The 23893-nt window shown below is 42.9% G+C and carries 26 protein-coding genes and 7 pseudogenes; 16 read left to right on the forward strand and 17 right to left on the reverse strand.

The annotated features are described in order from the left end of the window. From hflD to rluE, 5 genes are read right to left on the reverse strand one after another with little or no spacing between them, the layout of a single operon-like run. On the reverse strand, positions 1–642 hold the full coding sequence (hflD, locus tag G4551_RS09760) for a high frequency lysogenization protein HflD (protein ID WP_003841885.1): 642 nt from the start codon (positions 640–642) through the stop codon (positions 1–3). Between the two features lie 34 nt (positions 643–676). Beyond that, the gene (mnmA, locus tag G4551_RS09765; RefSeq protein ID WP_003832402.1) at positions 677–1783 is read right to left on the reverse strand and encodes a tRNA 2-thiouridine(34) synthase MnmA; all 1107 of its coding nucleotides are present in this window, start codon (positions 1781–1783) and stop codon (positions 677–679) included. A gap of 53 nt (positions 1784–1836) precedes the next feature. Next, complete coding sequence (locus G4551_RS09770; protein ID WP_003841887.1) at positions 1837–2298, reverse strand: NUDIX hydrolase; 462 nt, start codon at positions 2296–2298, stop codon at positions 1837–1839. A gap of 9 nt (positions 2299–2307) precedes the next feature. Next, the gene (locus G4551_RS09775; protein WP_003841888.1) at positions 2308–3240 is read right to left on the reverse strand and encodes a hypothetical protein; all 933 of its coding nucleotides are present in this window, start codon (positions 3238–3240) and stop codon (positions 2308–2310) included. A 34-nt stretch (positions 3241–3274) separates the two neighbouring features. Further along, on the reverse strand, positions 3275–3892 hold the full coding sequence (gene rluE / locus G4551_RS09780) for a 23S rRNA pseudouridine(2457) synthase RluE (protein ID WP_003841891.1): 618 nt from the start codon (positions 3890–3892) through the stop codon (positions 3275–3277). A 202-nt stretch (positions 3893–4094) separates the two neighbouring features. On the opposite strand from rluE, the gene icd reads away from it, so the two are divergent. The 3 genes from icd to G4551_RS09795 all read left to right on the forward strand — a co-directional run bounded on the left by icd (position 4095) and on the right by G4551_RS09795 (position 7471). Beyond that, positions 4095–5345: an NADP-dependent isocitrate dehydrogenase gene (icd, locus tag G4551_RS09785; protein WP_003841892.1), complete on the forward strand. Its 1251-nt coding sequence runs from the start codon at positions 4095–4097 to the stop codon at positions 5343–5345. Positions 5346–5771: 426 nt separating this feature from the next. Then, the gene (locus G4551_RS09790) at positions 5772–6341 is read left to right on the forward strand and encodes a DUF4365 domain-containing protein (protein ID WP_003841894.1); all 570 of its coding nucleotides are present in this window, start codon (positions 5772–5774) and stop codon (positions 6339–6341) included. Continuing rightward, positions 6338–7471, forward strand: coding sequence for a type 2 periplasmic-binding domain-containing protein (locus tag G4551_RS09795; RefSeq protein ID WP_003841895.1), 1134 nt, complete (start codon positions 6338–6340; stop codon positions 7469–7471). The genes G4551_RS09790 and G4551_RS09795 overlap by 4 nt, the downstream gene beginning before the upstream one ends. Positions 7472–7538: 67 nt before the next feature. Here the strand turns inward: G4551_RS09795 and G4551_RS09800 are convergent, their stop codons facing one another. Together G4551_RS09800 and G4551_RS09805 are read right to left on the reverse strand one after the other, a co-directional pair. Continuing rightward, the gene (locus tag G4551_RS09800) at positions 7539–8663 is read right to left on the reverse strand and encodes a site-specific integrase (protein WP_003841898.1); all 1125 of its coding nucleotides are present in this window, start codon (positions 8661–8663) and stop codon (positions 7539–7541) included. Beyond that, on the reverse strand, positions 8644–8889 hold the full coding sequence (locus tag G4551_RS09805) for an excisionase (protein WP_003841900.1): 246 nt from the start codon (positions 8887–8889) through the stop codon (positions 8644–8646). Before G4551_RS09805 ends, G4551_RS09800 begins: the two co-directional genes overlap by 20 nt. A gap of 423 nt (positions 8890–9312) precedes the next feature. Between G4551_RS09805 and G4551_RS09810 the strand changes: the two genes are divergently transcribed. Both G4551_RS09810 and G4551_RS09815 read left to right on the forward strand, forming a co-directional pair. Beyond that, positions 9313–9774 (forward strand): hypothetical protein, encoded by a 462-nt coding sequence (locus tag G4551_RS09810; protein ID WP_152025445.1) that lies wholly within the window; start codon positions 9313–9315, stop codon positions 9772–9774. A 383-nt stretch (positions 9775–10157) separates the two neighbouring features. Further along, positions 10158–11269 (forward strand): IS3 family transposase gene (locus G4551_RS09815; RefSeq protein ID WP_085951609.1). Its coding sequence is split into 2 segments (ribosomal slippage): positions 10158–10419 and positions 10419–11269, totalling 1113 coding nucleotides; the frame shifts between segments, so codons are not numbered across the junction. Positions 11270–11352: 83 nt separating this feature from the next. Here the strand turns inward: G4551_RS09815 and G4551_RS09820 are convergent. Continuing rightward, positions 11353–11499 (reverse strand): annotated as a pseudogene (locus G4551_RS09820) (integrase); the annotation flags it as partial. Between the two features lie 17 nt (positions 11500–11516). Here G4551_RS09820 and G4551_RS24090 point away from each other — a divergent pair. Beyond that, positions 11517–11627 carry a phage tail fiber protein gene (locus G4551_RS24090; RefSeq protein WP_446483114.1) on the forward strand — a complete coding sequence of 37 codons (111 nt, stop codon included), beginning with the start codon at positions 11517–11519 and terminating at the stop codon, positions 11625–11627. A gap of 418 nt (positions 11628–12045) precedes the next feature. On the opposite strand, the gene G4551_RS09825 is transcribed toward G4551_RS24090, so the two are convergent. Next, positions 12046–13104 carry an acyltransferase family protein gene (locus tag G4551_RS09825; RefSeq protein WP_032941327.1) on the reverse strand — a complete coding sequence of 353 codons (1059 nt, stop codon included), beginning with the start codon at positions 13102–13104 and terminating at the stop codon, positions 12046–12048. A 416-nt stretch (positions 13105–13520) separates the two neighbouring features. Next, positions 13521–13936: pseudogene (locus tag G4551_RS24050) on the reverse strand (DinI family protein). On the opposite strand from G4551_RS24050, the gene G4551_RS24095 reads away from it, so the two are divergent. The 3 genes from G4551_RS24095 (at position 13883) to G4551_RS09845 (ending at position 15203) form a co-directional block, all read left to right on the forward strand. Next, positions 13883–14080: a DNA polymerase V gene (locus G4551_RS24095; protein ID WP_438501585.1), complete on the forward strand. Its 198-nt coding sequence runs from the start codon at positions 13883–13885 to the stop codon at positions 14078–14080. The pseudogene G4551_RS24050 and the gene G4551_RS24095 sit on opposite strands and share 54 nt — an antisense overlap. Positions 14081–14082: 2 nt before the next feature. Beyond that, a complete protein-coding gene (locus tag G4551_RS09840) occupies positions 14083–14472 on the forward strand; it encodes a HumD family translesion DNA polymerase (protein ID WP_016150075.1) in 390 nt (129 codons plus the stop codon). 329 nt (positions 14473–14801) lie between these two features. Continuing rightward, positions 14802–15203 (forward strand): hypothetical protein, encoded by a 402-nt coding sequence (locus G4551_RS09845; RefSeq protein WP_003840846.1) that lies wholly within the window; start codon positions 14802–14804, stop codon positions 15201–15203. Positions 15204–15501: 298 nt separating this feature from the next. Here G4551_RS09845 and G4551_RS09850 read toward each other — a convergent pair whose 3' ends face one another. Both G4551_RS09850 and G4551_RS09855 read right to left on the reverse strand, forming a co-directional pair. After that, positions 15502–16047, reverse strand: a complete 546-nt coding sequence (locus tag G4551_RS09850) for an Imm42 family immunity protein (RefSeq protein ID WP_003840847.1) — start codon at positions 16045–16047, stop codon at positions 15502–15504. A gap of 63 nt (positions 16048–16110) precedes the next feature. Continuing rightward, complete coding sequence (locus tag G4551_RS09855) at positions 16111–16341, reverse strand: hypothetical protein (protein ID WP_003840848.1); 231 nt, start codon at positions 16339–16341, stop codon at positions 16111–16113. 433 nt (positions 16342–16774) lie between these two features. Between G4551_RS09855 and G4551_RS09860 the strand changes: the two are divergent. Further along, a pseudogene (locus G4551_RS09860) lies at positions 16775–16948 on the forward strand (isocitrate/isopropylmalate family dehydrogenase); the annotation flags it as partial. Between the two features lie 135 nt (positions 16949–17083). Here G4551_RS09860 and G4551_RS09865 read toward each other — a convergent pair. Together G4551_RS09865 and G4551_RS09870 are read right to left on the reverse strand one after the other, a co-directional pair. Beyond that, the gene (locus G4551_RS09865; protein WP_003030767.1) at positions 17084–17593 is read right to left on the reverse strand and encodes a DedA family protein; all 510 of its coding nucleotides are present in this window, start codon (positions 17591–17593) and stop codon (positions 17084–17086) included. Positions 17594–17767: 174 nt separating this feature from the next. Continuing rightward, positions 17768–18010: a DinI family protein gene (locus tag G4551_RS09870; protein ID WP_003840850.1), complete on the reverse strand. Its 243-nt coding sequence runs from the start codon at positions 18008–18010 to the stop codon at positions 17768–17770. Between the two features lie 78 nt (positions 18011–18088). On the opposite strand from G4551_RS09870, the pseudogene G4551_RS09875 reads away from it, so the two are divergent. The 4 genes and pseudogenes from G4551_RS09875 to G4551_RS09890 all read left to right on the forward strand — a co-directional run. Next, positions 18089–18283, forward strand: a pseudogene (locus tag G4551_RS09875) (S24/S26 family peptidase); the annotation flags it as partial. 298 nt (positions 18284–18581) lie between these two features. After that, positions 18582–18746 (forward strand): annotated as a pseudogene (locus tag G4551_RS09880) (isocitrate/isopropylmalate family dehydrogenase); the annotation flags it as partial. 527 nt (positions 18747–19273) lie between these two features. Next, positions 19274–19747 (forward strand): Ail/Lom family outer membrane beta-barrel protein, encoded by a 474-nt coding sequence (locus tag G4551_RS09885; protein ID WP_231501077.1) that lies wholly within the window; start codon positions 19274–19276, stop codon positions 19745–19747. A gap of 10 nt (positions 19748–19757) precedes the next feature. Continuing rightward, the gene (locus G4551_RS09890) at positions 19758–20012 is read left to right on the forward strand and encodes a hypothetical protein (protein ID WP_003840853.1); all 255 of its coding nucleotides are present in this window, start codon (positions 19758–19760) and stop codon (positions 20010–20012) included. Positions 20013–20072: 60 nt separating this feature from the next. On the opposite strand, the pseudogene G4551_RS24055 reads toward G4551_RS09890, so the two are convergent. Both G4551_RS24055 and G4551_RS09895 read right to left on the reverse strand, forming a co-directional pair. After that, positions 20073–20173 (reverse strand): annotated as a pseudogene (locus tag G4551_RS24055) (cytochrome b); the annotation flags it as partial. Positions 20174–20277: 104 nt separating this feature from the next. Next, a complete protein-coding gene (locus G4551_RS09895; protein WP_003030757.1) occupies positions 20278–20550 on the reverse strand; it encodes a hypothetical protein in 273 nt (90 codons plus the stop codon). A gap of 229 nt (positions 20551–20779) precedes the next feature. Here G4551_RS09895 and G4551_RS09900 point away from each other — a divergent pair. After that, positions 20780–22304: pseudogene (locus G4551_RS09900) on the forward strand (EAL domain-containing protein). 169 nt (positions 22305–22473) lie between these two features. After that, the gene (locus G4551_RS09905) at positions 22474–22671 is read left to right on the forward strand and encodes a hypothetical protein (RefSeq protein ID WP_003840854.1); all 198 of its coding nucleotides are present in this window, start codon (positions 22474–22476) and stop codon (positions 22669–22671) included. A gap of 31 nt (positions 22672–22702) precedes the next feature. Here the strand turns inward: G4551_RS09905 and waaZ are convergent, their stop codons facing one another. Beyond that, the gene (gene waaZ, locus G4551_RS09910; protein WP_003840855.1) at positions 22703–23479 is read right to left on the reverse strand and encodes a 3-deoxy-D-manno-oct-2-ulosonate III transferase WaaZ; all 777 of its coding nucleotides are present in this window, start codon (positions 23477–23479) and stop codon (positions 22703–22705) included. Between the last annotated feature and the right edge of the window lie 414 nt (positions 23480–23893).

Consider the following 23893-nt stretch of genomic DNA (forward strand, 5'->3'; position numbering starts at 1 on the left):
TCACAACTCCGGGGTTAAATGAGCAAGAATTTGTTTTGCCTGAGTCGTCAGGCGATTACGAGAAAACATGAGTTGCAGACGGCCTCCACCAACCTGATGCCAGAGCACGGCAGCACGGATGCCAGCCAGCAGCGAAGCGCGTACTTTAGCCTGTACCTGTGGGCTCTGAAGGATGGCCGGGGAACCCGTGACCTGAATACGCGGGCCGAGTGGGCTGATGACGTCAACATAAATGCCAGCCATCGCACTCATCAACGTTTCTGACTGCAAATCAAAATGGTCCAGCTGGCGCTGCAAGCCGCTGATACGGTCTCCCAGCGTGTCCATAGCGCCCTTGGCCGCTGACAGCTTACGCTCCAGCACCATCAGGCTTAGCGTGTAACGAGTGAGTTCAGCGTTCAGTCCCTGGCGACTGCTGGCGTTCAGTACGCCGAGCATTGTTTCCAGCCCCAAACGCAGGTTGGCCTCGCTGCCGCCAAACACGCCCAGCGTAGAGCTGGGATTCATGTCGATGACACTGTTCAGTGAAACGTGTAATGCATCGGCATCACAATGCCCCTGGTGCGCCAGTTCCTGCACCAGGCGTGCCGACTGGCAAATGCCTGCCAGGGCGAGGGTGATGTCATAATAATTCTTTGCCACGTTCACTGCTTCCTTGTATCAAATGTGTAAGTAATTATACCGGCAGAGGCAATCGTTGTTCGATAATGCCGCCGCCGAGGCACACTTCGCCATTGTAAAAGACAGCCGACTGACCCGGCGTAACCGCCGCGACTGGCTCGTCGAAAATGACTTCTATACGCTCAGCATCCAGTGCCTTAACGGTGCACGGAATGTCGGTCTGACGATAGCGGGTTTTCACCGTACAGCGCATGGTACCAGTGAACGGTTCGCGATCGACCCAATGCAGCTGTTGCGCCACCAGGCCAACAGACATCAGACGTGGATGTTCATGACCCTGAGCGACAACCAGAATGTTGTTCTCTACGTCTTTATCCACTACATACCATGGATCTTCTGTCCCTTCTTTCGTTCCGCCAATACCCAGACCTTTACGCTGACCCAGAGTGTGGTACATCAGCCCCTGATGCTGGCCAATCTCTTCACCATCAACGGTGATGATTTTGCCTGGCTGAGCCGGCAGGTAGCGACCAAGAAATTCGCGGAACTTACGTTCGCCAATGAAGCAGATGCCGGTGGAGTCTTTTTTCTTGGCCGTAATCAGACCAAGGTCTTCGGCAATTTTACGCACCTGCGGTTTTTCCAGTTCACCGACCGGGAACAGGCTTTGCGCGATTTGCTCATGGCCGAGCGTATAGAGGAAATAACTTTGGTCTTTATTACCATCGAGCCCACGCAGCAGGCGACTTTTGCCGTCGACATCTGCGCGACGCACATAGTGACCGGTGGCGATGTAATCGGCACCTAAATCTTCGGCGGCAAACTCAAGGAAGGCTTTAAACTTAATTTCTTTATTACACAGAATATCCGGGTTCGGCGTACGGCCCGCTTTGTACTCTTCAAGGAACAGTTCAAAGACGTTGTCCCAGTATTCTGCGGCAAAGTTGACGGTATGCAGTTCAATGCCGAGTTTGTCACAGACAGCCTGTGCATCCGCAAGGTCGGCTGCCGCTGTGCAGTATTCCTCGCCATCGTCCTCTTCCCAGTTCTTCATGAACAGGCCTTCTACCTGATAGCCCTGTTGTTGTAACAGCCAGGCAGAAACGGAGGAATCGACACCGCCGGACATGCCGACGATCACTTTTTTTGGGCTTTCAGACATAGGAATACTCACAACATTGAACTTCAAGGCGGCATATTCTAGCACGCAGCCCTTTACTTGACACCCTCTGTAAACGGCCAGTTAAATTCACCGATCATGGCCAGCGGGTAGCGCTGGCCGCTCTGATAACAGCGAATACTCTCTGCAACCAACGGCGAACGCAGGTTTGGCGCAGAGAAAATCTCTTCTGCGCTGACCCAACGACAGCAATCAATATCGCTGTCATGGGGTTCAGTAGCGCACATATTGGCAAGTTCGATAGAGAAAAGAAAACGCAAGAAGGGCGTTCTGTCCGGTGCAATCCATTGATGCATACGAACAAAATGCTGTGGCTGTGCTTTAATGCCCGTTTCTTCCCATAGTTCGCGTGCTGCGGCTTGCACCAGCGTTTCGTCGGCTTCCAGGTGTCCTGCGGGTTGATTCCACAAGGCCTTGCCATTGATCGTTTCTTCAACGACTAAGAATTTATCTTCTGCATGCACAATGCAGGCAACGGTGACGTGCGGTTTAAACATGTTTCCCCCTTATTCCTCAGCAAAACCTTCGGCAACATCTGGCCAACTAATTTCACCGCTGGTCTTGTCGATACTGATATAAGCCACAGGAGGCGATGTTTGTGGGTCGGCTCCTCCGCGACACAATGCAGTTTGATGATCCTCGCGTACGATAATCTCAATGGCCTTTTTAGCATTCCAGCTTTCATAAAAAATACATTGATAGTCCGGGCGTAGGCTGAGGGTCGCGACTCGTGTAGCTTCGTCTGTCGATAATGGATTGATATCATAGCGGTAGTTATCACCGCTGTTTAAAGACTGGAGTTGTGACTTTTTCAACCAGCCGCGTACGATATGGCGATCGGCGGTGTAATAAACCGCTTCAATAAAGTCATCTTTTGACTGCTCTTGTGTGGAAATAATGTCGCCGGGAACCAAAAAAACGGACTGGCTGCGGCACTGTTCCGTTGGCATGGTATAAAACCAGGCGCGATCGTTGCCTGTAACCTGATAATGATTATCAGCAACGGGGGGCATTCTTTCGCGTTGCGGCATCTCTTTGTGCGCCCATTTCTTACAGGCCGGATTTACGGATAAGGGAGTCGTCAGAGGTACCAGACCTTCAGCCGCGACCCAGCCTGTGGCGAACATGCCTTTGGCATCACGGTATCGAACATAGCGAAAAGTATGAACGGGAGCGTCTGCTGATTGGGCCGATCGCGCTTCTCTTAACACCTCTACCGTATTGCCGTTGACCAGGAAAGCAGGGAGCTGACATTCAACATCTGGTGCGGAGTTGAAGTGTAGTCGGGAGGTTGTTTTTACCTTAGCGGTTTCATAGAGATAATCAGCCGCGCCTGCCGCGATACCTGCTGTCGCTTCACAATTCTGCGCGGCATAACCCAATGGCGATACGGCACACAGAATGAGTGGCGCGATGAGTCGTTTGTCCATTTCTTTCATTCTTCCTTGTTAATGGCGCTGTAAAGGCCTGATGCTAGAGCTCCCGCCACTCGCCGTTGGCGAGATTATCCAGCGTGTAATCCCCCATAGCATAGCGAATGAGACGCAGCGTAGGATATCCAACATGTGCTGTCATACGGCGAACCTGGCGGTTGCGGCCTTCATATAAGGTGACTTTCAGCCAGGTGGTGGGGATATTTTTCCGCTCCCGAATCGGCGGATTTCTCGGCCACAGCCATACGGGTTCCTCTACTACCTCAATGCCTGCGGGTAGCGTGGGGCCATCATTGAGCGTTACTCCGGTACGCAGGGCGTCCAGCGCTTCTGCTGTCGGCTCGCCTTCAACCTGGACGTAATAAATTTTCCCGGTACGCTTACCGGGTTGCGTTAACCGCGCCTGCAGTGCGCCGTCATTGGTCAGCACCAAAAGCCCTTCGCTGTCCCGGTCGAGTCGGCCCGCCGCATAAATTCCCGGCAAGGGAATAAAATCTTTTAACGTGCTTCTGCCAGCCTCGTCAGTAAATTGTGGCAAAACATCGTAGGGTTTATTGAACAAAACCACGCGTTTTGGCTGGTTTTCTTTACGCTGCTTAGTGACTTGTCGTGAGCTGAATCGCTCAACCCGGTGATTTCTAAAAGAAGTTTTTTGCATGGTATTTTCAGATTATATCAATTGCCGCATTATAGCCTAAGAACGAGTGTCTTTCATGGCGGCGAACATTAGGGTAGTATTGACATGCTCATTACAAAACATTAACAAAAAATTGCTCTAACGCATTCGTGCAGCAGGACGCAAACGCACATGCAGCGCGATGACAGACGAGCAGAACCAGAAGCGCTCGAAGGAGAGGTGAATGGAAAGCAAAGTAGTTGTTCCGGCGGAAGGTAAGAAGATCACCCTGCAAAACGGCAAACTCAACGTTCCTGAAAATCCGATTATCCCGTTCATTGAAGGCGACGGTATCGGCGTTGATGTAACCCCACCGATGATCAAAGTTGTCGATGCTGCTGTCGAGAAAGCCTATAAAGGCGAGCGTAAAATCTCCTGGATGGAAATCTACACCGGTGAGAAATCCACTCAGGTTTATGGCCAGGACGTCTGGCTGCCTGCTGAAACCTTAGATCTGATTCGTGAATATCGTGTTGCCATTAAAGGCCCTCTGACCACTCCTGTTGGCGGCGGTATTCGCTCTCTGAACGTAGCTCTGCGTCAGGAACTTGACCTGTATGTCTGCCTGCGTCCGGTGCGTTATTATCAGGGTACACCAAGCCCGGTTAAACACCCTGAACTGACCGATATGGTCATCTTCCGTGAAAACTCCGAAGATATCTACGCGGGTATCGAGTGGAAAGCTGACTCTGCCGATGCTGAGAAAGTGATTAAATTCCTGCGCGAAGAGATGGGTGTGAAGAAAATACGCTTCCCGGAACATTGCGGTATTGGTATCAAACCGTGTTCTGAAGAAGGGACTAAACGTCTGGTACGTGCAGCGATTGAATACGCCATCGCCAACGATCGTGATTCAGTTACCCTGGTACACAAAGGCAACATCATGAAGTTCACCGAAGGCGCGTTCAAAGACTGGGGTTATCAGTTAGCGCGTGAAGAATTTGGTGGCGAACTGATCGATGGCGGTCCATGGGTGAAAATCAAGAACCCGAAAACCGGTAAAGAGATCGTAGTTAAGGATGTTATCGCCGATGCGTTCCTGCAACAGATCCTGCTGCGCCCGGCTGAGTATGACGTGATTGCCTGTATGAACCTGAACGGTGACTACATCTCCGATGCGCTGGCCGCACAGGTTGGAGGTATTGGTATCGCGCCGGGTGCAAACATTGGTGACGAATGCGCACTGTTCGAAGCAACCCACGGTACTGCACCGAAGTATGCAGGTCAGGATAAAGTGAACCCAGGTTCTATCATTCTGTCTGCAGAAATGATGCTGCGCCACATGGGTTGGACCGAAGCGGCTGATTTAATTGTTAAAGGTATGGAAGGCGCTATCAACGCGAAAACCGTAACCTATGACTTCGAACGTCTGATGGACGGCGCTAAGCTGCTGAAATGTTCAGAGTTTGGTGACGCGATCATCGAAAATATGTAATCCACATTCTGGGTTGTATGAGAACGGGAGCCGAGTGGTTCCCGTTTTTTATTATGAGTATCCGAACGGTTATCAAAATTTTATCAAAACAAGTTATCAAAACGAAATCCCGGTGCCTGATGTTTTAGTAAGCGTGTTGCAGCATAAGGTGTTCCTGTCTAACCAAGGAAATGGTCAATAGTCGTTTTCAAAAACAGTGGATAACTTTTAATCAGCACTACAACTTTGTTATGACGATTTCTACATATGTAACCTTCGCGCAATGCGATCTAAGTAAAAAAGAAGCTGACGAAGCATGCATTCAAGTTTGTAAATAGACTGTTTAAAATGATGGAATAGCATTATACTGTTCATGCATACAGATATTGTTGCTGATCAAATTTACATATAACTATTCTGACTCTACATTGATATGATATTGAGATAATGGATAAAAATCTCAGAGAAGTAATAAGTTTTATTCTTTCTCTAACGAAAGTAGAACATTTAATAATGTACATATCTCATAAAAAAGAGCAGTTCCAGGTTGGATATTTAAAAGCGTTAGCTTCATGTGCTGGGTTTGATACTGGAAGATGGGATGTTGATAATGACTGTATAGATGTAACATTAAAAGGTGTCGGATATCCAAAACCAGGTAGACGAAACCCTTGCATCGATATCCAAATGAAGGCTACACAGCGTTTTGAGGAGCAAGGAGATTTTTATCTCTATGATCTAAACGTCAGGAACTATGATCACTTACGTGATGAGTGTGTGTCTTCTCCCCAATACCTTATGGTTTTGCACCTGCCTGAGTTGGTCAGTGACTGGATTAATGAAGCAGGAAGTGGAATTACTCTTAATAATAAATGCTACTGGTTATCATTAAGGGGATTACCAGAGTCTTCGAATTCAGCTACTGTAAGAGTTAAAATACCTAAAGATCAAAAGGTTACAGTTTCATTACTTCAGTATTTGATGGAACAAGCAAGTATTATGGGGCTTAAAGCATGAAGATTGAAAACGAGAAATTCATTGCTACGGCTCATTTTGGGAAATATTTATCTATCAATGGTTGGTCTTTGACAAGTAGTAGGGATAGTGTTTTTAACATATGGGAGTCAGATGACCATCCAGATTATGAGGTATTACAACCACTCAATCCGATAGCCTCAGATTTCAAGAGAAGAGTCCTTGATTTGATTGATGTGTTATCTATAACACAAAGTAAAAGTACGGATAGTATAATTTCTGAGTTAAACGAAGCCAGTGATGACATAATTCGGATTAGGGTTATACATGAGGATGTGGTAGACGGTTCCATACCATTCAATGATGGTGTGGAATTATTCATTAAAACTAAGGAACTTTTAATTTCATCTGCCAGATCACTAATTAAAGCTCAGAAAGGTATTTATGGTGGTAAAGCACCCAAAATAGTTAGTGAGTATTTTGATAGTTTAAAACTATCACAGACTGAAATTGGTAGTTATGTGTTAAAAATTGAATCGCCAATTTTTTTCACCACGAGTGATCAGGAAGACCACTGTTCAATACCCTTTGGTCGGAGTGTGTCAGAACGTGTAGTACATAGCGTTTCTAAGTTAGAACAAGCCGTTAATTTGTTCAAGGATAATAATAATTACAGACACTTTGAAGAGGTTGTTAAATATGGAGTAAATGCATCATTATGCGCTGCAATTATTGGTCTGAGCGGTTCTAATCACAATCGTTCTATTGAGATATCTATTCAGCCTTCTCCCTTTGCAAATATGGAAAATTTGCGCACTAAATCCATAAAAATATGTGCGTCTGACATTCCGTTTATTGAGAGAGCTAGGGGGTATTATTCAAATCAATACTCAATCCCGAATTATACTTTAATCGGGAAAGTTATTAAGTTAGCTAGGGATAATGATTTTGGTCATGGTATCGCAACTATATATGAGCGTAGAAATGGGCGTAATTTTAAAAGGCGAACTGTTGAGTGTTCTCTTGATGAAGTTTCATATAATAAAGCAATCGATGCTCATAGCAGATCCCTATCGATTCATCTTACTGGTATGTTGATAATTTCAGGCAGGAAAACACGTTTGATGAATGCTCGTTTATTAAAGAGAAGCGAGAAACTTATTTTAGATTAACCCGCTTTAGCGGGTTTTATTCTATTTGCGTTACGCTTATAAATAAGCTATCAAGTTTGATTATTACTCAAACCACTTTAATCCAATTTTTTCCGCGATCATCATGATAACGATCAGTTTGCTGTTGTGTTTTATGACCAAGCAGTTTTTGCGTATCTAATCCTTGCTTTTTATAAAGACGTTCAGATAAAGATCGTTGTTCATGGAATGTTGCGGGTGAGCCATCCCCCCAGTCAATCCCTGCTAAATCCCTTGCTTTACTGAAATTCATCGTCAACGTATTGGATTTAACCTGTGCTCCACGTTCAGCCTGTGAAGTCGTACGAAAAAAATGTACAAGGTATGGGCTGACTGCATAGTCACGACAACGAGCAACAACATCGCGCAGGCTCCAGTTGATTTCAATCAAACGCAGGGAAAGAGGAATAGCTATTTTGCTGCCGGTTTTTTCCTGTTCGATATGCAGATGATCATCCCAGATATCGCTAAATTTCATTTTGGATATGTCCCCAAGACGTTGCCCGGTCACAAGGGCAAGCAGCATCGCATTCCCCATATACTGATGTTTCTTATCTGCGATATCGAAAATCTTCTGCCACTCTTCGAGACTAAGGCGTTGCCGGGTAATTTTTCGTCTGGGCTGTTTAGTCGCAAGGGCAGGGTTGTGACCTGGCGGAACTTCGCCGTAGTGCTGGGCCTCTTTGAATACATCGATCAGAACTGAGCGAACAACTTGTGCCATTCTTGGTTGGCCTGCAGATAGATACTCTTCAAGAATTTGAGCAATATCCCTGACATCAACGGAAGATATTAGCTTCATTCCCGCACGTTCTTTGAGAAGTGCAATAGGCTTGGCTTTTTGTTTATATGTATTCTCCTTGATATCACCTGAAGCGAATCTTTCCTCCTGAATTTTCCAGTATCGCTCAAGCCAGGTAATAGTCGTAATTGCTTTACCCTTGCTGGTAGCGATTCGATCGCTAATAGCCAGTACCTGTCTTGAACGCTGCTCAGCAAGCCTTGCGTTTGCCTCAGTAGCAATTGCTCTAGCCTCAGCTTCATCAGTACCCAGGCTATGAAATTTCCCAGTCACAGGGTGCTTGTACCGCCAATAAACTTTATTGACCTTACGACTGTAAAGAGGATAGAGGTTAGGTATTGATACATTATTTTTACGTGGTCTCGCAGCCATCGCTGAGGATCCTTTGCAATTTTAGTGAATCAGATTTCTTGATAACCGGCGCAGCAAGTTCACCAACCAATTCAGCATCCTCCCTAACTCTCCAGAGCCTACCTTGTTTCATTGCAGGTGGAGAAAAGAGATTTTGCTTAGCGTAACGGCGCAATGTCGAGACGCTAGGTGGATTACTTCTGTATTTATCGGTTGCCCACTCTTCAAGAGTTAACATCTGAATCATGCGTTATTCTCCATAGAACCCAGCTGCACCCGGGTTTTAACATCAAAGATTCGTACGGTTCTCCGCTGCCGTGTATACCGCTACTTTCAGCAGATTAAATCAGTTAACTTTTCCTACGACCCACGGCTTAGAAGTCCGTTGCTCTCTTTAAGCTAACATCGCAACTGGAAGCGCGCTCCGGTAGTTTTGGATTAACGACTGACCATAAAGGTTAAGGGACAGAACGCGCTTTCATGTTGAGCCCTTAAAAAGGCTGGCGGTTACCGGACAAACGGGAAAACACCGGACCGCCAGAACAGGGATGTAATTCTTATTGCTTTGGCCTGCTTTTAACCACATCAGGCGCGGTGGATCCTGCTATTCCCCAACAACAAGGATTCGGTTAATCTGGATATCTTCTAAAAAATAGATATGGTGCAAACAGTGAAAAAGGATAAAACTAAAAATATTCCGCATGAAGGAAATGAAATTTACTATGCCGGTCTCCGCTCAATTCTTAGCGGCACCGTTTACTCTATGCTAGGTACATATGTTACTGCACTGATGACTAACAAAATTAGTCTTGTTGATTTTATACAGTTTCCTTTGGTTCTGATTCATACTCTTCCCGCGGTGTGTTTGATTTTATGGTGGAGTTCATATAGAAGGCCAAATATGGTGTTTTGGTCGATTGGTCCAATCATTTATTTTCCAAAAATTGCTAAAATAATATTGGTGCTTATGTACATCTTAATAGGTGTTATGTGCTCGCTTATATTTGATGCTATGTCTAACCCTTACTTAGCTTTTGACACGCTTATCTATAGTTATATTTCTCTAATAGTCTATTGGTTATTGCTAGTCTGTTTTTCATCTGTGTCGATTAAGAAATTTTCTGCAGAGTAATTACTAAGAAGTAAGGTAAGTTAGTGTAGTTTACCTATTACTGAAGATATCCAGATTGTTAAAGAGCGAAGCATCCTACGGGGCGCTTTTTTGTTACCTCAGGTATCTTTGGGCGGGGGCCAGTGACTAGCTGGCATCCCTACGGTACTTTTCACCGACAACCGCGGGTTAGACGGTTCCGTTTCGTCGGATAGAGCTGCCGATGCTGGTAGTCACTCCAGCCCGTAACCCCTCCCGAAGACACCTGTTAGCGAATCATCCGGTTATTCATATGCCACCGACGGCTACTTCGTGGGCGTCCTGCTGTAAGTAGCCCGCATAATCGTGCCATTCACATTTAGAGATCATCCGGCATAATCAATCTGCCAACGAAGGAGATCGCTATGCGTAAAGCCCGTTTTACTGAGCATCAGATTATCGCTGTGATTAAGTCGGTTGAAACCGGACGAACTGTTAAAGATGTCTGCCGGGAGGCCGGTATTTCTGAAGCCACCTACTACAACTGGAAGTCCAGATACGGCGGCATGGAGGCTTCTGATATTAAAAAGATCAAAGATCTTGAGGACGAGAACCGACGTCTCAAACAGATGTTTGCCGACCTGAGCCTTGAGAACCGGGCGCTGAAAGACGTTATCGAAAAAAAGCTTTAAAACCAGCCTTTAAGCGTGAGCTGGTCACTCATCTGGTAACGACATTCGGACTCAGTATCCGTCAGGCCTGCCGGAGTCTGAACCTGAGCAGAACGGTTTACCATTACCGCCCGGATCCCACGCGTGACGAACCCGTTATTGTCGCGTTACAGGCAGTGGCAGAGCGATACCCACGATACGGTTTTCCAAAACTTTTCCAGGTGTTGCGGCGGCAGGGACACCCGTGGAATCACAAAAGGATCCATCGTATTTATTGTCTGCTGAAGCTGAATTTTCGCCGAAAGGGCAAACAGCGGTTGCCGGTGCGTAATCCTTCGCCACTGGCCACGCCGGAAGCACTGAACCAGAGCTGGTCTGTTGATTTTATGCATGATGCCCTGGTCTGTGGCCGTCGTTTTCGCACGTTCAATGTCGTTGATGACTTTAACCGTGAGGCGTTGTCGATTGAAATCGATCTGAATCTGCCAGCTCTGCGCGTGGTCCGTGTACTCGACAGGATTGCGGCAAATCGCGGCTATCCGGTCATGCTACGTATGGATAACGGTCCGGAATTTATCTCACTGGCACTGGCTGAATGGGCAGAGAAACATGCAGTAAAACTGGAGTTTATCCAGCCGGGTAAGCCGACGCAGAACGCTTTTATTGAGCGCTTTAACCGAACATACCGTACAGAAATACTCGATTTTTATCTGTTCAGAACGCTGAATGAAGTGCGGGAAATCACGGAAAGATGGGTGTCAGAATATAACTGTGAACGCCCTCATGAATCACTGAACAATATGACGCCGGAGGAATATCGGCAACACAATCATTTGGCCGGGATCTCAAAAAATGCATGGAACTAAAACGGGTCTATTTACAGGTGGTTCCCGTTTTTTATGCCCTCGAAAATTCTTCCCCAAAACTCTTCCCCAAAACCTCCCTCGTTTTACCCTGTTTTCACTCCAACAACGACCCAGTCTTTTCCTCGATCGTCATTGTATTTATCAGTCATTTTTCTGGACTTGTGCCCCAGCAGTTTCTGAGTATCCAGACCTTGTTCACGATATAGTCGCTCCGATAAAGAACGTTGTTCAGCTGGCCAAATTCAGTGTGCCACTACAACGTAACGAGAGGGGCAGATACGCCAGTGGTGACCCTATAGATATTCCTTCCGACCAGTTCGTTTCCGTACGTGTGGATATGCTGGAACACAACATCTAGCACGAGAAACAGAAGGAGACTCCGCAGTCGATGGAAAAGTTGGTAGCCAGAGAGGAAAAGAACAAAAAATTACTCAGGATTGAAAGGATAATGATTACATGAATAATAAGCAGTGAACCGATAAAACAATGACAGAAAGATTGACAGATTTTGAGTGAAAAGTGTGTTTAATCTCTTTTTTATCCTGTACTTTAGCGGAATTCGATACCTTAAGTGAACCAGATGTTGTTGAATGACAACACTAGTAACATTAAATTAAAATGTTGAATTAAGCTAATAGAATTATAATTTAAATATGCTTGTTTTCCAATGATAGTCGTTGTTCTGTAAATTTCTACTTACAGAGGCTGAGATTACTTAGTAATGTCATGATTACATTGCATAACCATGACAAATTTATAGGTATAATCTTGTTATGTTACTGGTATCTTACTTTTAGAGATTTATGAGAAAGAGACTTTCCGATCTTCATGCTTGGTCTTTCAATAAAGATACAAGAAATAAAACCAACAACGATGCTTATTGATATACAGAGAAATTGATTCATGTGTAATCCCAAGTTTGGCATGTAAAAATATACAACTTGTTGTATTAAGAAACCCCATAAGTAAACGCCATAAGAGATATCATATTTTATGTTTAATTTGCAGATAAAAGTCAGTGATGCCAAGTATAACATAGTAATACATATGGAAAAATAAAAAAGCATCAGCCTGGCAAGCTCATTTGAAATGAAGAAATATAGAGAAATCATGCCAAGTGGGAGATGAGGCGATACTCTTATTGTATCTTTATTAATTGCGAGTAATGCACCGAGAGCGAAACATGGAGCCATTAAAAAAATATCAGGGTTATCTGAATTAATAAATAAAATCTTATTCCACCCCATTAATGGAGTTACTATTATAAAAATACACAGTATAGATGATGTTTTTTTATTTCCAGATCCAAAAATCATAAAACATGAAAGCAAAAATAAGTAAGACGCAGCCTCATAATAAATTGTCCACAGGGAACCATTAACGGAATATTTATATATGTTGTTTTCAAACACATCAGGTAATAAGAAAGCTATTTGAAGTAAAGCATTATCTTTAATGTAATGAATCGTTGCTTTATCAGAAAAATAACTTGAAGGATCTAGTTTGGTGACGATTGGGCCGACAACAATTGCTGCGAATACGACAACAAAAATAAATGCAGGGTATATTCTAAAAAATCTTGATATTAAAAAATGCAGGGTGCTTTTATTTGTAATTAAACTATTTGTCACTAACAATCCACTTATAAAAAAGAATATTTTTACTGCAACCGAACCCATGTTTGTGAATGGAAGAAGTGTTTCCAATGGGTCTTTTAATCCATTAGAATTAGAAAGGAGGTAGCTATGAGAAAATATAACCATAATTGCGCATAAAATGCGCAATAGATCAAAGTTATTATTGTTCCTTTTCAAAACATCAGAAATAAATTTCATCTTATACCCATAAAAATTAAATTCAGAAAGCAATTATAGAGTAGATTGTAAACTTAAAAAACTAGCTAGAATCATGGTATGGTAGCAGAGATAAGCAGTTACTTGTTCATAAATACAGAATTTTAGTATAAACCTTACGTTCCCCGTAGACCAGTCAGCAGTGTTTACTTAACTTCAGTGGCCTGACTGATGTCCACTATCATAAGAGGGCCACGAGGGGCAGATCTAGGGAGAATTGATTGAGAACACTTGAGGAACGGGGGAGATGTGTCGATTGATAAAAAGTGGTATGAACTATAAGCAGACAGCGAACATATACGATGTTGGGGCTTCAAGGCAGTGAAAGTAATTTCAAGCAGATGAATAATGACTTATCTACAGCACTTTTTGAAAATCATGTCATAACGGGCATAACTTTATTCCCTGACTAACCAGAACTCCGCCTCTTCAAACATTTCCTGAACAGTACGGCTTATCTGTTCTTTCTCATGCTTGCTGGCGTCAGTGTTGATCGCCGGCAGTGTCATCATCGGTTTAACCCGAACATCAGCATCGGGGAAGATCCGGTGAACCCTCTTGGTCAATTCGCCCAGAATGATATCTTTTGCACCGGGCAGACCATCAAAATTCCTTTTGTCATAAACGAGTTCCACGAACATTGAATATTGCTCCTTTACTGGATGGATATACAGTATTTATACTGTGTTTTTATCCGGTGTTCAAGAGGGGTTAAATGATGCCACGACGTAGCGATATTGAAATAGCCTGGTATGCTTCGATACAGCAAGAACCGAATGGCCGGAAGACTGTCACCACACAGCGATTTGTACAGGAACTGAGCAAGGTTAACTGGAACTGGACGATGAAGCAGGCCAACGAATGGATCGAGTGGTATGTGACAACATTCCGCGATGTATCAATGCTGGAAGGAGAGAACCGTACTTTTCAGTTGTTCAATCCAAACGGAGGACTGTAGCCATGGGCTTCCCTTCACCTGCCAGTGATTACGTTGAAAAAAGGATTTCGCTTGATCAGCAGCTGATCAGCCAGCCATCAGCGACTTACTTTATGCGCGCTTCGCGTTCACATTTCAGGGAAGGGATAATTCAGGGGGCGCTGCTTGTTGTGGATGCTTCGCTTTCAGCCTGTGATGGCTCACTGCTGATATGTGCGATAGACGGAGAATTCAGGATCAAGCGATACAGAGCTCACCCTCAGCCTCACCTGATAAATCTGGAAAACGGAAGAAGAGAGGCGCTGCCAGTGGATGATGATGCTTACAGTTCTGCACCCGCTATATTCGGGGTGATTACGTACATCATCAATGATGCCAGGAATGCGGAGTTTGATGACTGCCCGGTGATGTGAATAGTTGAAACTTTACGGTAGAGTTGATGTTTTGTGTCGGGGTTTTTCCCCTATTATTCCCCGTAGCTTCCCCATTCAGAAAACAGGCATAAAAAAACCAGCCGTAACAGGCTGGTTTTTAGAGGATTTTTGGTCGCACGAGAGGATTTGAACCTCCGACCCCCGACACCCCATTACGGTGCGCAACCATTTCAATGGCAGCTATGTGCCAGGAGCGGACGTGGAGAACAACAGTCTTAGTTGGTCAACGAGGAGCAGGTTAGCGGTTGTTGTCAAAGCCAGGCTTGATAGGTTTAAATATTGCATTCACAATGGTAGGGATTCTACACATGAAAAAACAATTGTTACTGCTTATATTGCTCATCACTTCCCAATCGTGGGCAAATCAACCCTCCCCAGGGGAGCAAGCTAAACAAATGGCTGAAGCAGCATGCCTATACCAATACAATGTCATCTACTCTCGCTTTACTTTGGGTTTTTCTGAGGAAAAAGCAATTCAGGAATCGTCTAAAATATTGACTAATTATTTGGAGAGTCATAAAGAAAATGCAGGGGATTTTTTTCTCTCCTCGATTCGTAGAAGCACAATTGCACAATTACGGGAGTTAGAAGTAAATAAAGCGGCAGTTCAGCAACTAAGAACTCCCCCACCAGATTTTAAAGATAAGTTTTTATCCTCTTGTAATGAAATGAAAAAAGAGCAATTGGAAGCTATGCATGTTTTTGGTTAAATTCAGCATACATACATACATACATACATACATACATACATACATACATACTGATGTGCTTATTTTTCGGCCATCGCATTTATTACTTTTGACCGTCGCTCGTAGCGGATCTCGCGGCGCTTCAGGCGGTCCGATTCGTGCCAGGAGCGGAAGTTTGCAACATGGTTTGTGCCCATTGAGTAGAGGAATTTCGCGCATATTTAAGCTGAATACTGGGCGTTACAAACACCCTCGCTGTGATTTTCTCAGATGAGGATATAAGTGGTTTAAATGCAAAATCCCTAGCCCTTGAATGTCATTAACGATCTATTTGTAATAAAGAAGTGGTATATTCCTTAAAGCTTGAAATTATTTTATTAATTTCGATTTTTTCTATAGTTATATCTTCTATAACAGGGTGCTTTATATCTTGCCAAACGCGTCTCTCACCATGTGAGACTAATTCAGATACCTTACCACCTAAGATTCTAACGAAATTTTTGTTCGAAACGGCAAAAAAACATGCTCCAGATTCTAAAATGATCGTGGGTGAAGCATTGAACTTACAAATTCCATCAGGATATTCATCCTCTGACGTGGGCTGTGGGTAAGCCATTTTATACAGATATTCAAAAGCTTTATCCGTAGATGCATTAAATATTTCATCATCACATGGCATAGCTATAAGAGCATTTTCAGAATCAATAACATCATCATAATCAACGAATAAGGTCGATGTGCGGATATCATTAGGATACATACTCCCGTTCAAAAAGAAATAAAAAAAACCATTCTTTATAGAATCGCCCCACTGCGGAACGTATTCAATCCAGATTGCAAAGCGATAGGGATCACCAAAAATCATAATATTCCTTTACCGAATAGTTGATCGATTTAGAGAAGTTCTGTTCGAAGCACATCAATGCTCTTAAGAATTTATGGTCTTTTTATATAGTAACCACTCATCCCAGGCATTTTTCGCATCAATATCGGGATAGCCTCGGCTTTCGATCATGTCCTTGGCAATCTCAGCAGGTAACTCAATAGCAGTAGCATCATCACGGATTGACTCAACATCCTCTCGTGTCAATTCTCGTCCTAAGTCCTTCTCTTTGGCTTCAAGCAGCACAACAAGGGCAGGAATAAACACAATAGCCATGATTTGCAATACTCCGTAAATGATTAAATTTAATTCATTTTGGCATAGATATCATGTCAATACATACCTTATAGCCACTGCATAACTGGAAAAATTTTATGTTTGAGTTCGTTCGTGAGGTGTAAACGTCCGCTCCTCGCTCATAGCGGACATTCGCACCTGTAAATTCTTCACCATTGAGATGGTCCATTAGTTATAACCTTTTGAATATTAATGGGTGACAACATTAAGTTATTGGCGAAAAGATGATGTAACGTATTGATAAAGCATGATAAAACGCATGATTTAAAATCCCTTGTGGTATGCAAATACTCTTCCCCAAAACCAAAATCAAAGTACAGATAATCAATGAGTTGTATAAGGTAGTTATTGACTGTTTTTGAAAGTAGAAAGCATGATAATTTCAATTTTATCAAATGGTTGCTATGATTTTAGCAATGTAATGCTGCGCCACATGGGGTGGACTGAAGCGGCTGACCTGATTGTTAAAGGTATGGAAGGCGCGATCAACGCGAAAACCGTAACCTATGACTTCGAACGTCTGATGGATGGCGCTAAACTGCTGAAATGTTCAGAGTTTGGTGACGCGATTATCGAAAATATGTAATCCACATTCTGGGTTGTATGAGAACGGGAGCCGATTGGTTCCCGTTTTTTTGTGCCTGATAAATTCTTTCCCTGTCTTTTTATCCGCCCAGTACCAGGGGGGATCAGGGCTTGTTGTGGTCTATTTCTGTTTGGTTTAGCTAAAAAAAGGCAAAACGAGACTAAAGCCTCCGACATAAAGCGCTGACCAGGTCGCCGCAGAGATCAGACTGACTGCATACACTTTCACTGGATGAAGATGCAACATTCCAGCAACTAATGGCACAATGTAACGCAGCACGGCAATAAAGCGCGAAGTAAAAAGTATCGGTACAGAACTGTTTTGCAACCGGCGTCGAACCCGTACTACTGTATCGGCATGACGCGACATGATGCGTGCCAGCCAGGGTAGATGTCCCATCATCATTCCAAGGTGATAATTAACAATTGTCCCGCACCATGCGCCAATCATTACAGCAATTCCCGCTTCCCATGGCGCAATAGTCGCCTTGCCGACGGAAATTACAGCAACCAACATAACAGATGCTGGCGGTAATACAGCTGAAATGAGGAACGTAGATTTTGCGAATGCTATTCCAAAAAGCAGGCCCCACAGGCTGAAAGGATGAAGCGCGAAATGGCTCATCAACGCGTTTACCCACTCCATCAATGCTTCTCCAGTTAAGGTTCCTTGGCTATTTAACCGCGATACGGCTTAATCAGGCCTCAACACAGATGAATTACTGACTGCTGCACTTAATCCCGGCTGTGACAGCTGTCTGCGTATAGCAGCAGAATACAGTTGAGCGGGATAGGGTAAAGGAAGATGAATCGAACGCACTTAATCTGAAACCAGCCACATATCAGCCTCTTCAAACATTTCCTGGACAGTACGGCTTATCTGTTCCTTCTCGTGCTTGCTGGCGTCAGTGTTGATCGCCGGCAATGTCATCATCGGTTTAACCCGGACATCAGCGTCGGGGAAAATCCGGTGAACCCTCTTGGTCAATTCGCCCAGAATGATATCTTTTGCACCGGGTAGACCATCAAAATTCCTTTTGTCATAAACGAGTTCCACGAACATTGCTTATCGCCTTTTTGCTGGATGGATATACAGTACTTATATTGTGTTTTTATCCGGTATTCAAGAGAGGGCATAAACATGGGCTTTCCTTCACCTGCGGCAGATTATGTTGAAACACGAATCTCCCTCGATCAGCAACTAATCAGCCAGCCCGCAGCGACTTATTTCATGCGGGCATCGCGTTCACATTTCAGGGAAGGAATACTTCAGGGGGCGCTGTTTGTTGTGGATGCTTCACTTACTGCCTGCGATGGCTCATTGCTGATATGTGCAACCTACTCCCTATTAATTAAGACTTAGCGATGTCGCTAATGCCTGGCGGACTTCCGCTTCTAGCTAATAGCGAATTTCAGCGACTGTAAAAGCTTCACCATTAAGGTTTGTCATTGGTCGCAACATGTTGAATGTGCTGGCGTGAAAAACTTGGATTCTTGGCGAAAACTCTTCCCCAAAACTAAAACCAAAGTTTAGATAATCAATGAGTTTAAAATGGTAGCTACTGGCTGATTTGAAAGTAGAGAGGATGATAATTTCAACTTTATCAAATGGTTGCTATGATTGTAGCAATGAAATGTTGCGCCACATAGGGTGGACCGAAGCGACTGACTTAATTGTTAAAGGCATGGAAGGTGCGATCAACGCCAGGACCGTAACCTATGATTTCGAACGTCTGATGGACGGCGCTAAGTTGCTGAAATGTTCAGAGTTTGGTGACGCGATCATCGAAAACATGTAATCCAGATTCTGGGTTGTATAAGAATGGGAGCCGATTGGTTCCCGTTTTTTTACCTGCAAAGTGCTTTCCTGGAACTTAGACTATTAAACTCATTTTAATAGCACTAAAGATTTAATTTTTATCTTTGTCATTACAATTCTATTTATTGATAAAAGCTATCCATATCTTTCAATATTTATTTAAATATATTCGGGCATGAGAGCTAACTATAATTGAGTGGTGTTTGTATATTGTTGATTTTTAGATGTAAAACAGTCGTTTTAAAAACAAAAAATATTGGGGGGATATTAAATGTGGTGGCGTTTTAATGCTATTTTACTCTAATCTTAAATCCATTTTTATCAGCATGTTATGACAATTTATTATTCTGAGCGCTAATAATGTCCAAAAAAGAACATTTTTCCCGATTTATTTTTTATTACCTTCTGTTTTTATCTTGGCGACATGCTTGAGAAATGAAATTCAAAGCATGACTCCTTATTATGTGTGTTGCTTACTATTAGTTGATGATGAAAATGGTTATTAAAATGCTAAGTTTAAAAACGGGTTTAGTGGCTGTTACATTATGCTTTGCTATGACAGTTTATGCAGGAGAAAGCGTAGTCACCGGCGGTTATGTACATACCCGGACAGATGGACAGAACCTTAACGGTCTTAACGCTAAATATGGTTATACCCCAGATGAAAGTGATTTAGGCGTTATAACATCCTTAACTATTTCAGCAAATGACGAAAATGATATAGATCGTGGTTATGGTTCTGCATTAGTCGGTGCAAGTTATAAAGTAAATGATGTGATAAAACCTTATGTAATGGTGGGTATTGGGAGAGGTGCGATCAAAGCGAATGGTGAAACTGATACTTCTACAGGTTTTGCCTATGGTGCAGGTATTCAATTTACCCCCATTGCAGCTTTCACTGTTGATGCAGGCTATGAAGGTTCTAAGGTCTTTGGCGCGCAAGCTAATAGTATTGTAGTCGGCGCCGGCTGGAAATTCTAAGGTTATTTATATGAATAAATTAATGATAATACTGGTTGAATTTTCTACTGTTTCTTTGATGTCTGGTTGCGTATCAGAAGAACAACGCTTAGCTAAGTGCGAAGCGAAGGGAATTAGCCGTGATGTTTGTTATCACGAAGAAAAAGAATATTGGAATAATTACAGTGCTAACATGAGTCGACTGCAGGCTGCTAATACACAAGCAGATGCTTTTAAAGAGTCTATGAGTGATCGCAAGAAGCATAAGCATTATGATGACGATTAATATTTTAGACCACGTACATACTGTCTTGAGTGCTTATGTTCTTAACATTATAATCATTTATTAATTATTCCAATGCTTATGCTCAGGAATCACTCTCAAAAGCGTATTTTTTTCTGTATATAGTGATGAAATAATGCAGCGCCAGCATGGACTGCAATCAGAAGTAACAGATATTGGCGAGTTGACTCCCCCCAAGGCCAGAGGTATTTATGATAACAATGGCCTTACTTTGGTTTGAGAAAAACGCTTCGCCTGCTGTATGCAATCATTCTTTTGATGAAAGTTTGTACGGGAATACGTGCAGGGCATTGGCTGCAATGGGGTAAACACCAAGGCCTTCTGTTCGAGCTTTAATTTCCTCGAATGAGAGTGAAGGGGAAGGTTCTCGTCCTCCCCACAGATTAATACCTTCAGGAACATCGTCCCGACTGTACTCCTCGGCGATCTCAATAGTTCCGCCGCTATTCAATTCGATCACGACGCTTTTTCCGTCAACAGGAATGAGATTCCCTTCATTGTCAGTGATAAAGATTTTCATTTGCTTACCTCTTATTAGTACATTCATATGATAGCAAAATTGGAAGGAGGGATGTCATTATCGTTATGATCTTTCCAGGGATTATTTTTTATTTCTTATGTTGTAGCTTTGGAAGTGTGACTGGGCGCATGGCGACTTTTGATTCTATCTACCATGCTCTGTAGAGATAAATTAGAACACGTCAATGCTCATCGCAACGACTGATCAGTTTTCACCACGGGACATGAGAATGCGCAAAGTACTTTTACCGGTAACCGCTGCGGTGTGTCTTTTTTTGATAGGTGTTTTTATTCTTAATATGCAGCTGTGGTATTCCTCTTCGACAGAAATCCTTGGAGGAGCCAGATATGCCGCGAAAAATATGGATAACATACTGGATGAAGCTTTCCAGGCAACTCGAACCGCTATGCACATCGCCGAAAAAAAATGCGATCTGGAGGGTCAATACCAACTTGGAACTGAAGCTGCACTTCGCCCTCATTTGCGAACGCTGATCATTATCCGACAGGGGAAGCTTTGGTGTACGTCACTGCCAGGTAATCGGATCTTGCTTAAGCAAATTCCGGTGATTACTGATACAAATTTGCTGCTTACTCCCGCAAGAAATACGGAAAATGAGATACCCGTTCTGCTGTATCAAACTCGTTTTCAAACCAACCACATCATTGTCACTATTAGCGGGGTGCATATCCGTGGAGCATTGAATGTTCCGTTAAAGGGGGTGACATATTCACTACTCGTAGGTGACGAAGTGCTTGGTTTATTGGGTGATGTGAAAACCGTTACAGCAAGCTCACAGATGTCTGGTCAGGTGAATTCCGCAAAGTATCCGTTCAGCATTATTTATAATGAACCGCCATTGTTTAGTGCAAAAAGGCTGGTTACACAAGGTTCAGGGATTCTGGTTTTTATCCTGTTAATATCTTTCGCAGCCGCTTATGCCATTGATAAATATCTAAATAAGAACGATACCCCAGAAGAAACGTTGCGCAGAGCGATAGTAAAAGGAGAGATCGTGCCTTTTTATCAACCTATCGTAAATGGTCGTGAGGGGACGTTACGTGGTGTTGAAGTGCTGGCCCGATGGAAACATCCAACAGCCGGATATATCTCTCCTGCCTCCTTCATTCCCGTCGCCGAAAAATCAGGCACTGATAGTGCCACTAACTCAAAGTCTGATGAGGCAGGTTGCGGCGAATATGAACGCCATTGCCAGCAAACTGCCATCTGGATTCCATGTCGGTATTAACTTCAGCGCATCCCATATCACTACCCCTACATTTGTTGAAGAGTGTCTGAAATTCAAAGATAGCTTCAGCCGCCATGATCTCAACCTGGTGATTGAAGTTACTGAGCGTGAGCCATTACATATAGATGAAGAACTTGTGCAGAGGCTTAATATCCTGCATGAAATTGGCTTTGTGATTGCGCTTGATGATTTTGGTACGGGCTATTCCGGGCTTTCTTATTTGCATGACCTGCACATTGATTACATTAAAATCGATCAGAGCTTTGTGGGAAGGGTTAATGATCTTCCCGATTCAACCCGAATTTTGGATTGTGTTCTCGATCTGGCGCGCAAGCTATCTTTAAGCATCGTTGCAGAAGGAGTTGAAACGAAGGCCCAGCTCGATTATCTCAACAAAAACAACATTGTTTTCCTGCAAGGGTACTATTTCTATAAACCAGTAACCTTCACTGAGTTTGTCATTATTCTGCTGGCAAAGCCTAAAGTGAAGGTTTTTGTCGAATAAATACAGGATAACCTTATTGATGAAAAGGGGGCATGAAATCTGCTTCGGGAGTAAAAATCCGATGATTATCTTTATTGTGAGACAAATCTCAGATTATGTTATTTAAAATCTATACCCTTATCGATGTAGTGGTTATTTGTGTTTTCATATACAGCAACTGGATAATGGCATGGCAGATATAACATTCGCGATGGAGCGTGATTCAAGTCACAGTGCAGCGAAAAAAGAGTTGGATGTACGAAACAATACGAAGTACACAAACCGCAACCAGCTTGTGATTGCCGCAGCACTGTTTTTAGGTGGTATCGTCGGGGTTATTGTTTTGGCATTGTATCTAATGGTGCATGAAGGGGTGTTTCTGTATTAATCATTTAAATATTCTTATCGTTGGTGTATTGCTAGTAGGAGGTGGAACAAGCTACTTCTTCTGTATTGATGAACGGAATAACATCGTAGGGAATAGCTGTTTGTGGAGAAAGATTGTAGATCTTACCGTCATAGTGGCTACTTACATAAGAAAATGATCTTAATATAAAGCTAAGATCAGCGGGTAGAGTCGTGGGTTGAGCGTTAACTTCATTGTAAAACCGTTTACAGCTACCTTTCAAATCTAAACCTGAAAAAATTATTCTTTCAAATTTTAGACTAATGGCTATTTGTAACGCGCTAAATGCGACCGTAGCACTACCAAAATGACCATGTGCTACATCAGTTGAAAATGCAATTGTTTTCACTTTTCTGAATGCAGAGCATTTAATTCGAAGATTCCTGTTAGTCATTGTTTTTATTTTATAGCGAATCTTTCTACCGATACCACCTCTGGATTTGCAAATGTCCTTTAACAGAAAACATGTGTTGAGCAAGCTCTCTGCCTCTGTTGAATTAGCTCTTTTAATAACATCTTCACTAATAAAGGTATGCTGAGCATAGGCGGAATACTTATAAAATAAGTCTTTATTGTTTTCATAAAAAGAACCGTCACAAACAACATAAAGAAATACAGGGATATTGTTGTTAATTAAATAGCCTGCGCTACCATTTACGCAAATGCAGCTTTTACTACGCATTATCTCAAGGGGCGTATCTAATGATGAAGGTCCAGACAAGTAAATAATACAATCATCGGAAACTCTTTCACCCATTATTCCATTAAGTATTTCGTGTGTGATGAGCATGGCGGTTACCGTGGATGTTATTTTTGAAATAATAACATTGAGTATCCGTTCCAAATCAAAGAAGATGTTTCTTTTTGTTTTTTAAACTTGAAGAATTGATTATGTGAATGTATTTTTATTATTATTTTGATAAATGTTTTTTGAGAGTAAGGTCTGGTAACTCAGAAAAATATGATGATGTTGGCTTTTGTTTTTCGGTTTTTAAAATCTAGGCATTTGTTGTGTGAATAAATCTGATTCTGGTGTTCTTGCCTGGTAAGAATTTAACATGAAAATTAGTTACTTTTAGTTACAGGTGGCTGAGAGTGTTTTAATCATATCCTTATAAAGAGTGCGATTTTATAACATCATCCGCCTGTTATTTGATGTAACATAATTCCTGACGGGCTATCAATTCCAGTCCGTCAGGAAGGG

The sequence above is a fragment of the Citrobacter freundii ATCC 8090 = MTCC 1658 = NBRC 12681 genome (assembly GCF_011064845.1).
Lineage (GTDB): Bacteria > Pseudomonadota > Gammaproteobacteria > Enterobacterales > Enterobacteriaceae > Citrobacter > Citrobacter freundii.

What these genes read in the sequence shown, in the direction of transcription:
- G4551_RS09775 (WP_003841888.1), bottom strand. Translation starts at nt 3,240, where the DNA reads ATGAAAGAAATGGACAAACGACTCATCGCGCCACTCATTCTGTGTGCC.
- icd (WP_003841892.1), top strand. Translation starts at nt 4,095, where the DNA reads ATGGAAAGCAAAGTAGTTGTTCCGGCGGAAGGTAAGAAGATCACCCTG.
- G4551_RS09870 (WP_003840850.1), bottom strand. Translation starts at nt 18,010, where the DNA reads ATGTTCGTGGAACTCGTTTATGACAAAAGGAATTTTGATGGTCTACCC.
- G4551_RS09790 (WP_003841894.1), top strand. Translation starts at nt 5,772, where the DNA reads ATGGATAAAAATCTCAGAGAAGTAATAAGTTTTATTCTTTCTCTAACG.
- G4551_RS09865 (WP_003030767.1), bottom strand. Translation starts at nt 17,593, where the DNA reads ATGGAGTGGGTAAACGCGTTGATGAGCCATTTCGCGCTTCATCCTTTC.
- G4551_RS09895 (WP_003030757.1), bottom strand. Translation starts at nt 20,550, where the DNA reads ATGAAAATCTTTATCACTGACAATGAAGGGAATCTCATTCCTGTTGAC.
- G4551_RS09770 (WP_003841887.1), bottom strand. Translation starts at nt 2,298, where the DNA reads ATGTTTAAACCGCACGTCACCGTTGCCTGCATTGTGCATGCAGAAGAT.
- mnmA (WP_003832402.1), bottom strand. Translation starts at nt 1,783, where the DNA reads ATGTCTGAAAGCCCAAAAAAAGTGATCGTCGGCATGTCCGGCGGTGTC.
- G4551_RS09905 (WP_003840854.1), top strand. Translation starts at nt 22,474, where the DNA reads ATGGCAGATATAACATTCGCGATGGAGCGTGATTCAAGTCACAGTGCA.
- rluE (WP_003841891.1), bottom strand. Translation starts at nt 3,892, where the DNA reads ATGCAAAAAACTTCTTTTAGAAATCACCGGGTTGAGCGATTCAGCTCA.
- G4551_RS09890 (WP_003840853.1), top strand. Translation starts at nt 19,758, where the DNA reads ATGAATAAATTAATGATAATACTGGTTGAATTTTCTACTGTTTCTTTG.
- G4551_RS09795 (WP_003841895.1), top strand. Translation starts at nt 6,338, where the DNA reads ATGAAGATTGAAAACGAGAAATTCATTGCTACGGCTCATTTTGGGAAA.
- G4551_RS09800 (WP_003841898.1), bottom strand. Translation starts at nt 8,663, where the DNA reads ATGGCTGCGAGACCACGTAAAAATAATGTATCAATACCTAACCTCTAT.
- G4551_RS09850 (WP_003840847.1), bottom strand. Translation starts at nt 16,047, where the DNA reads ATGATTTTTGGTGATCCCTATCGCTTTGCAATCTGGATTGAATACGTT.
- G4551_RS09845 (WP_003840846.1), top strand. Translation starts at nt 14,802, where the DNA reads ATGAAAAAACAATTGTTACTGCTTATATTGCTCATCACTTCCCAATCG.
- G4551_RS09840 (WP_016150075.1), top strand. Translation starts at nt 14,083, where the DNA reads ATGGGCTTCCCTTCACCTGCCAGTGATTACGTTGAAAAAAGGATTTCG.
- G4551_RS09825 (WP_032941327.1), bottom strand. Translation starts at nt 13,104, where the DNA reads ATGAAATTTATTTCTGATGTTTTGAAAAGGAACAATAATAACTTTGAT.
- G4551_RS09805 (WP_003841900.1), bottom strand. Translation starts at nt 8,889, where the DNA reads ATGATTCAGATGTTAACTCTTGAAGAGTGGGCAACCGATAAATACAGA.
- waaZ (WP_003840855.1), bottom strand. Translation starts at nt 23,479, where the DNA reads ATGCTCATCACACACGAAATACTTAATGGAATAATGGGTGAAAGAGTT.
- G4551_RS09885 (WP_231501077.1), top strand. Translation starts at nt 19,274, where the DNA reads ATGCTAAGTTTAAAAACGGGTTTAGTGGCTGTTACATTATGCTTTGCT.
- G4551_RS09855 (WP_003840848.1), bottom strand. Translation starts at nt 16,341, where the DNA reads ATGGCTATTGTGTTTATTCCTGCCCTTGTTGTGCTGCTTGAAGCCAAA.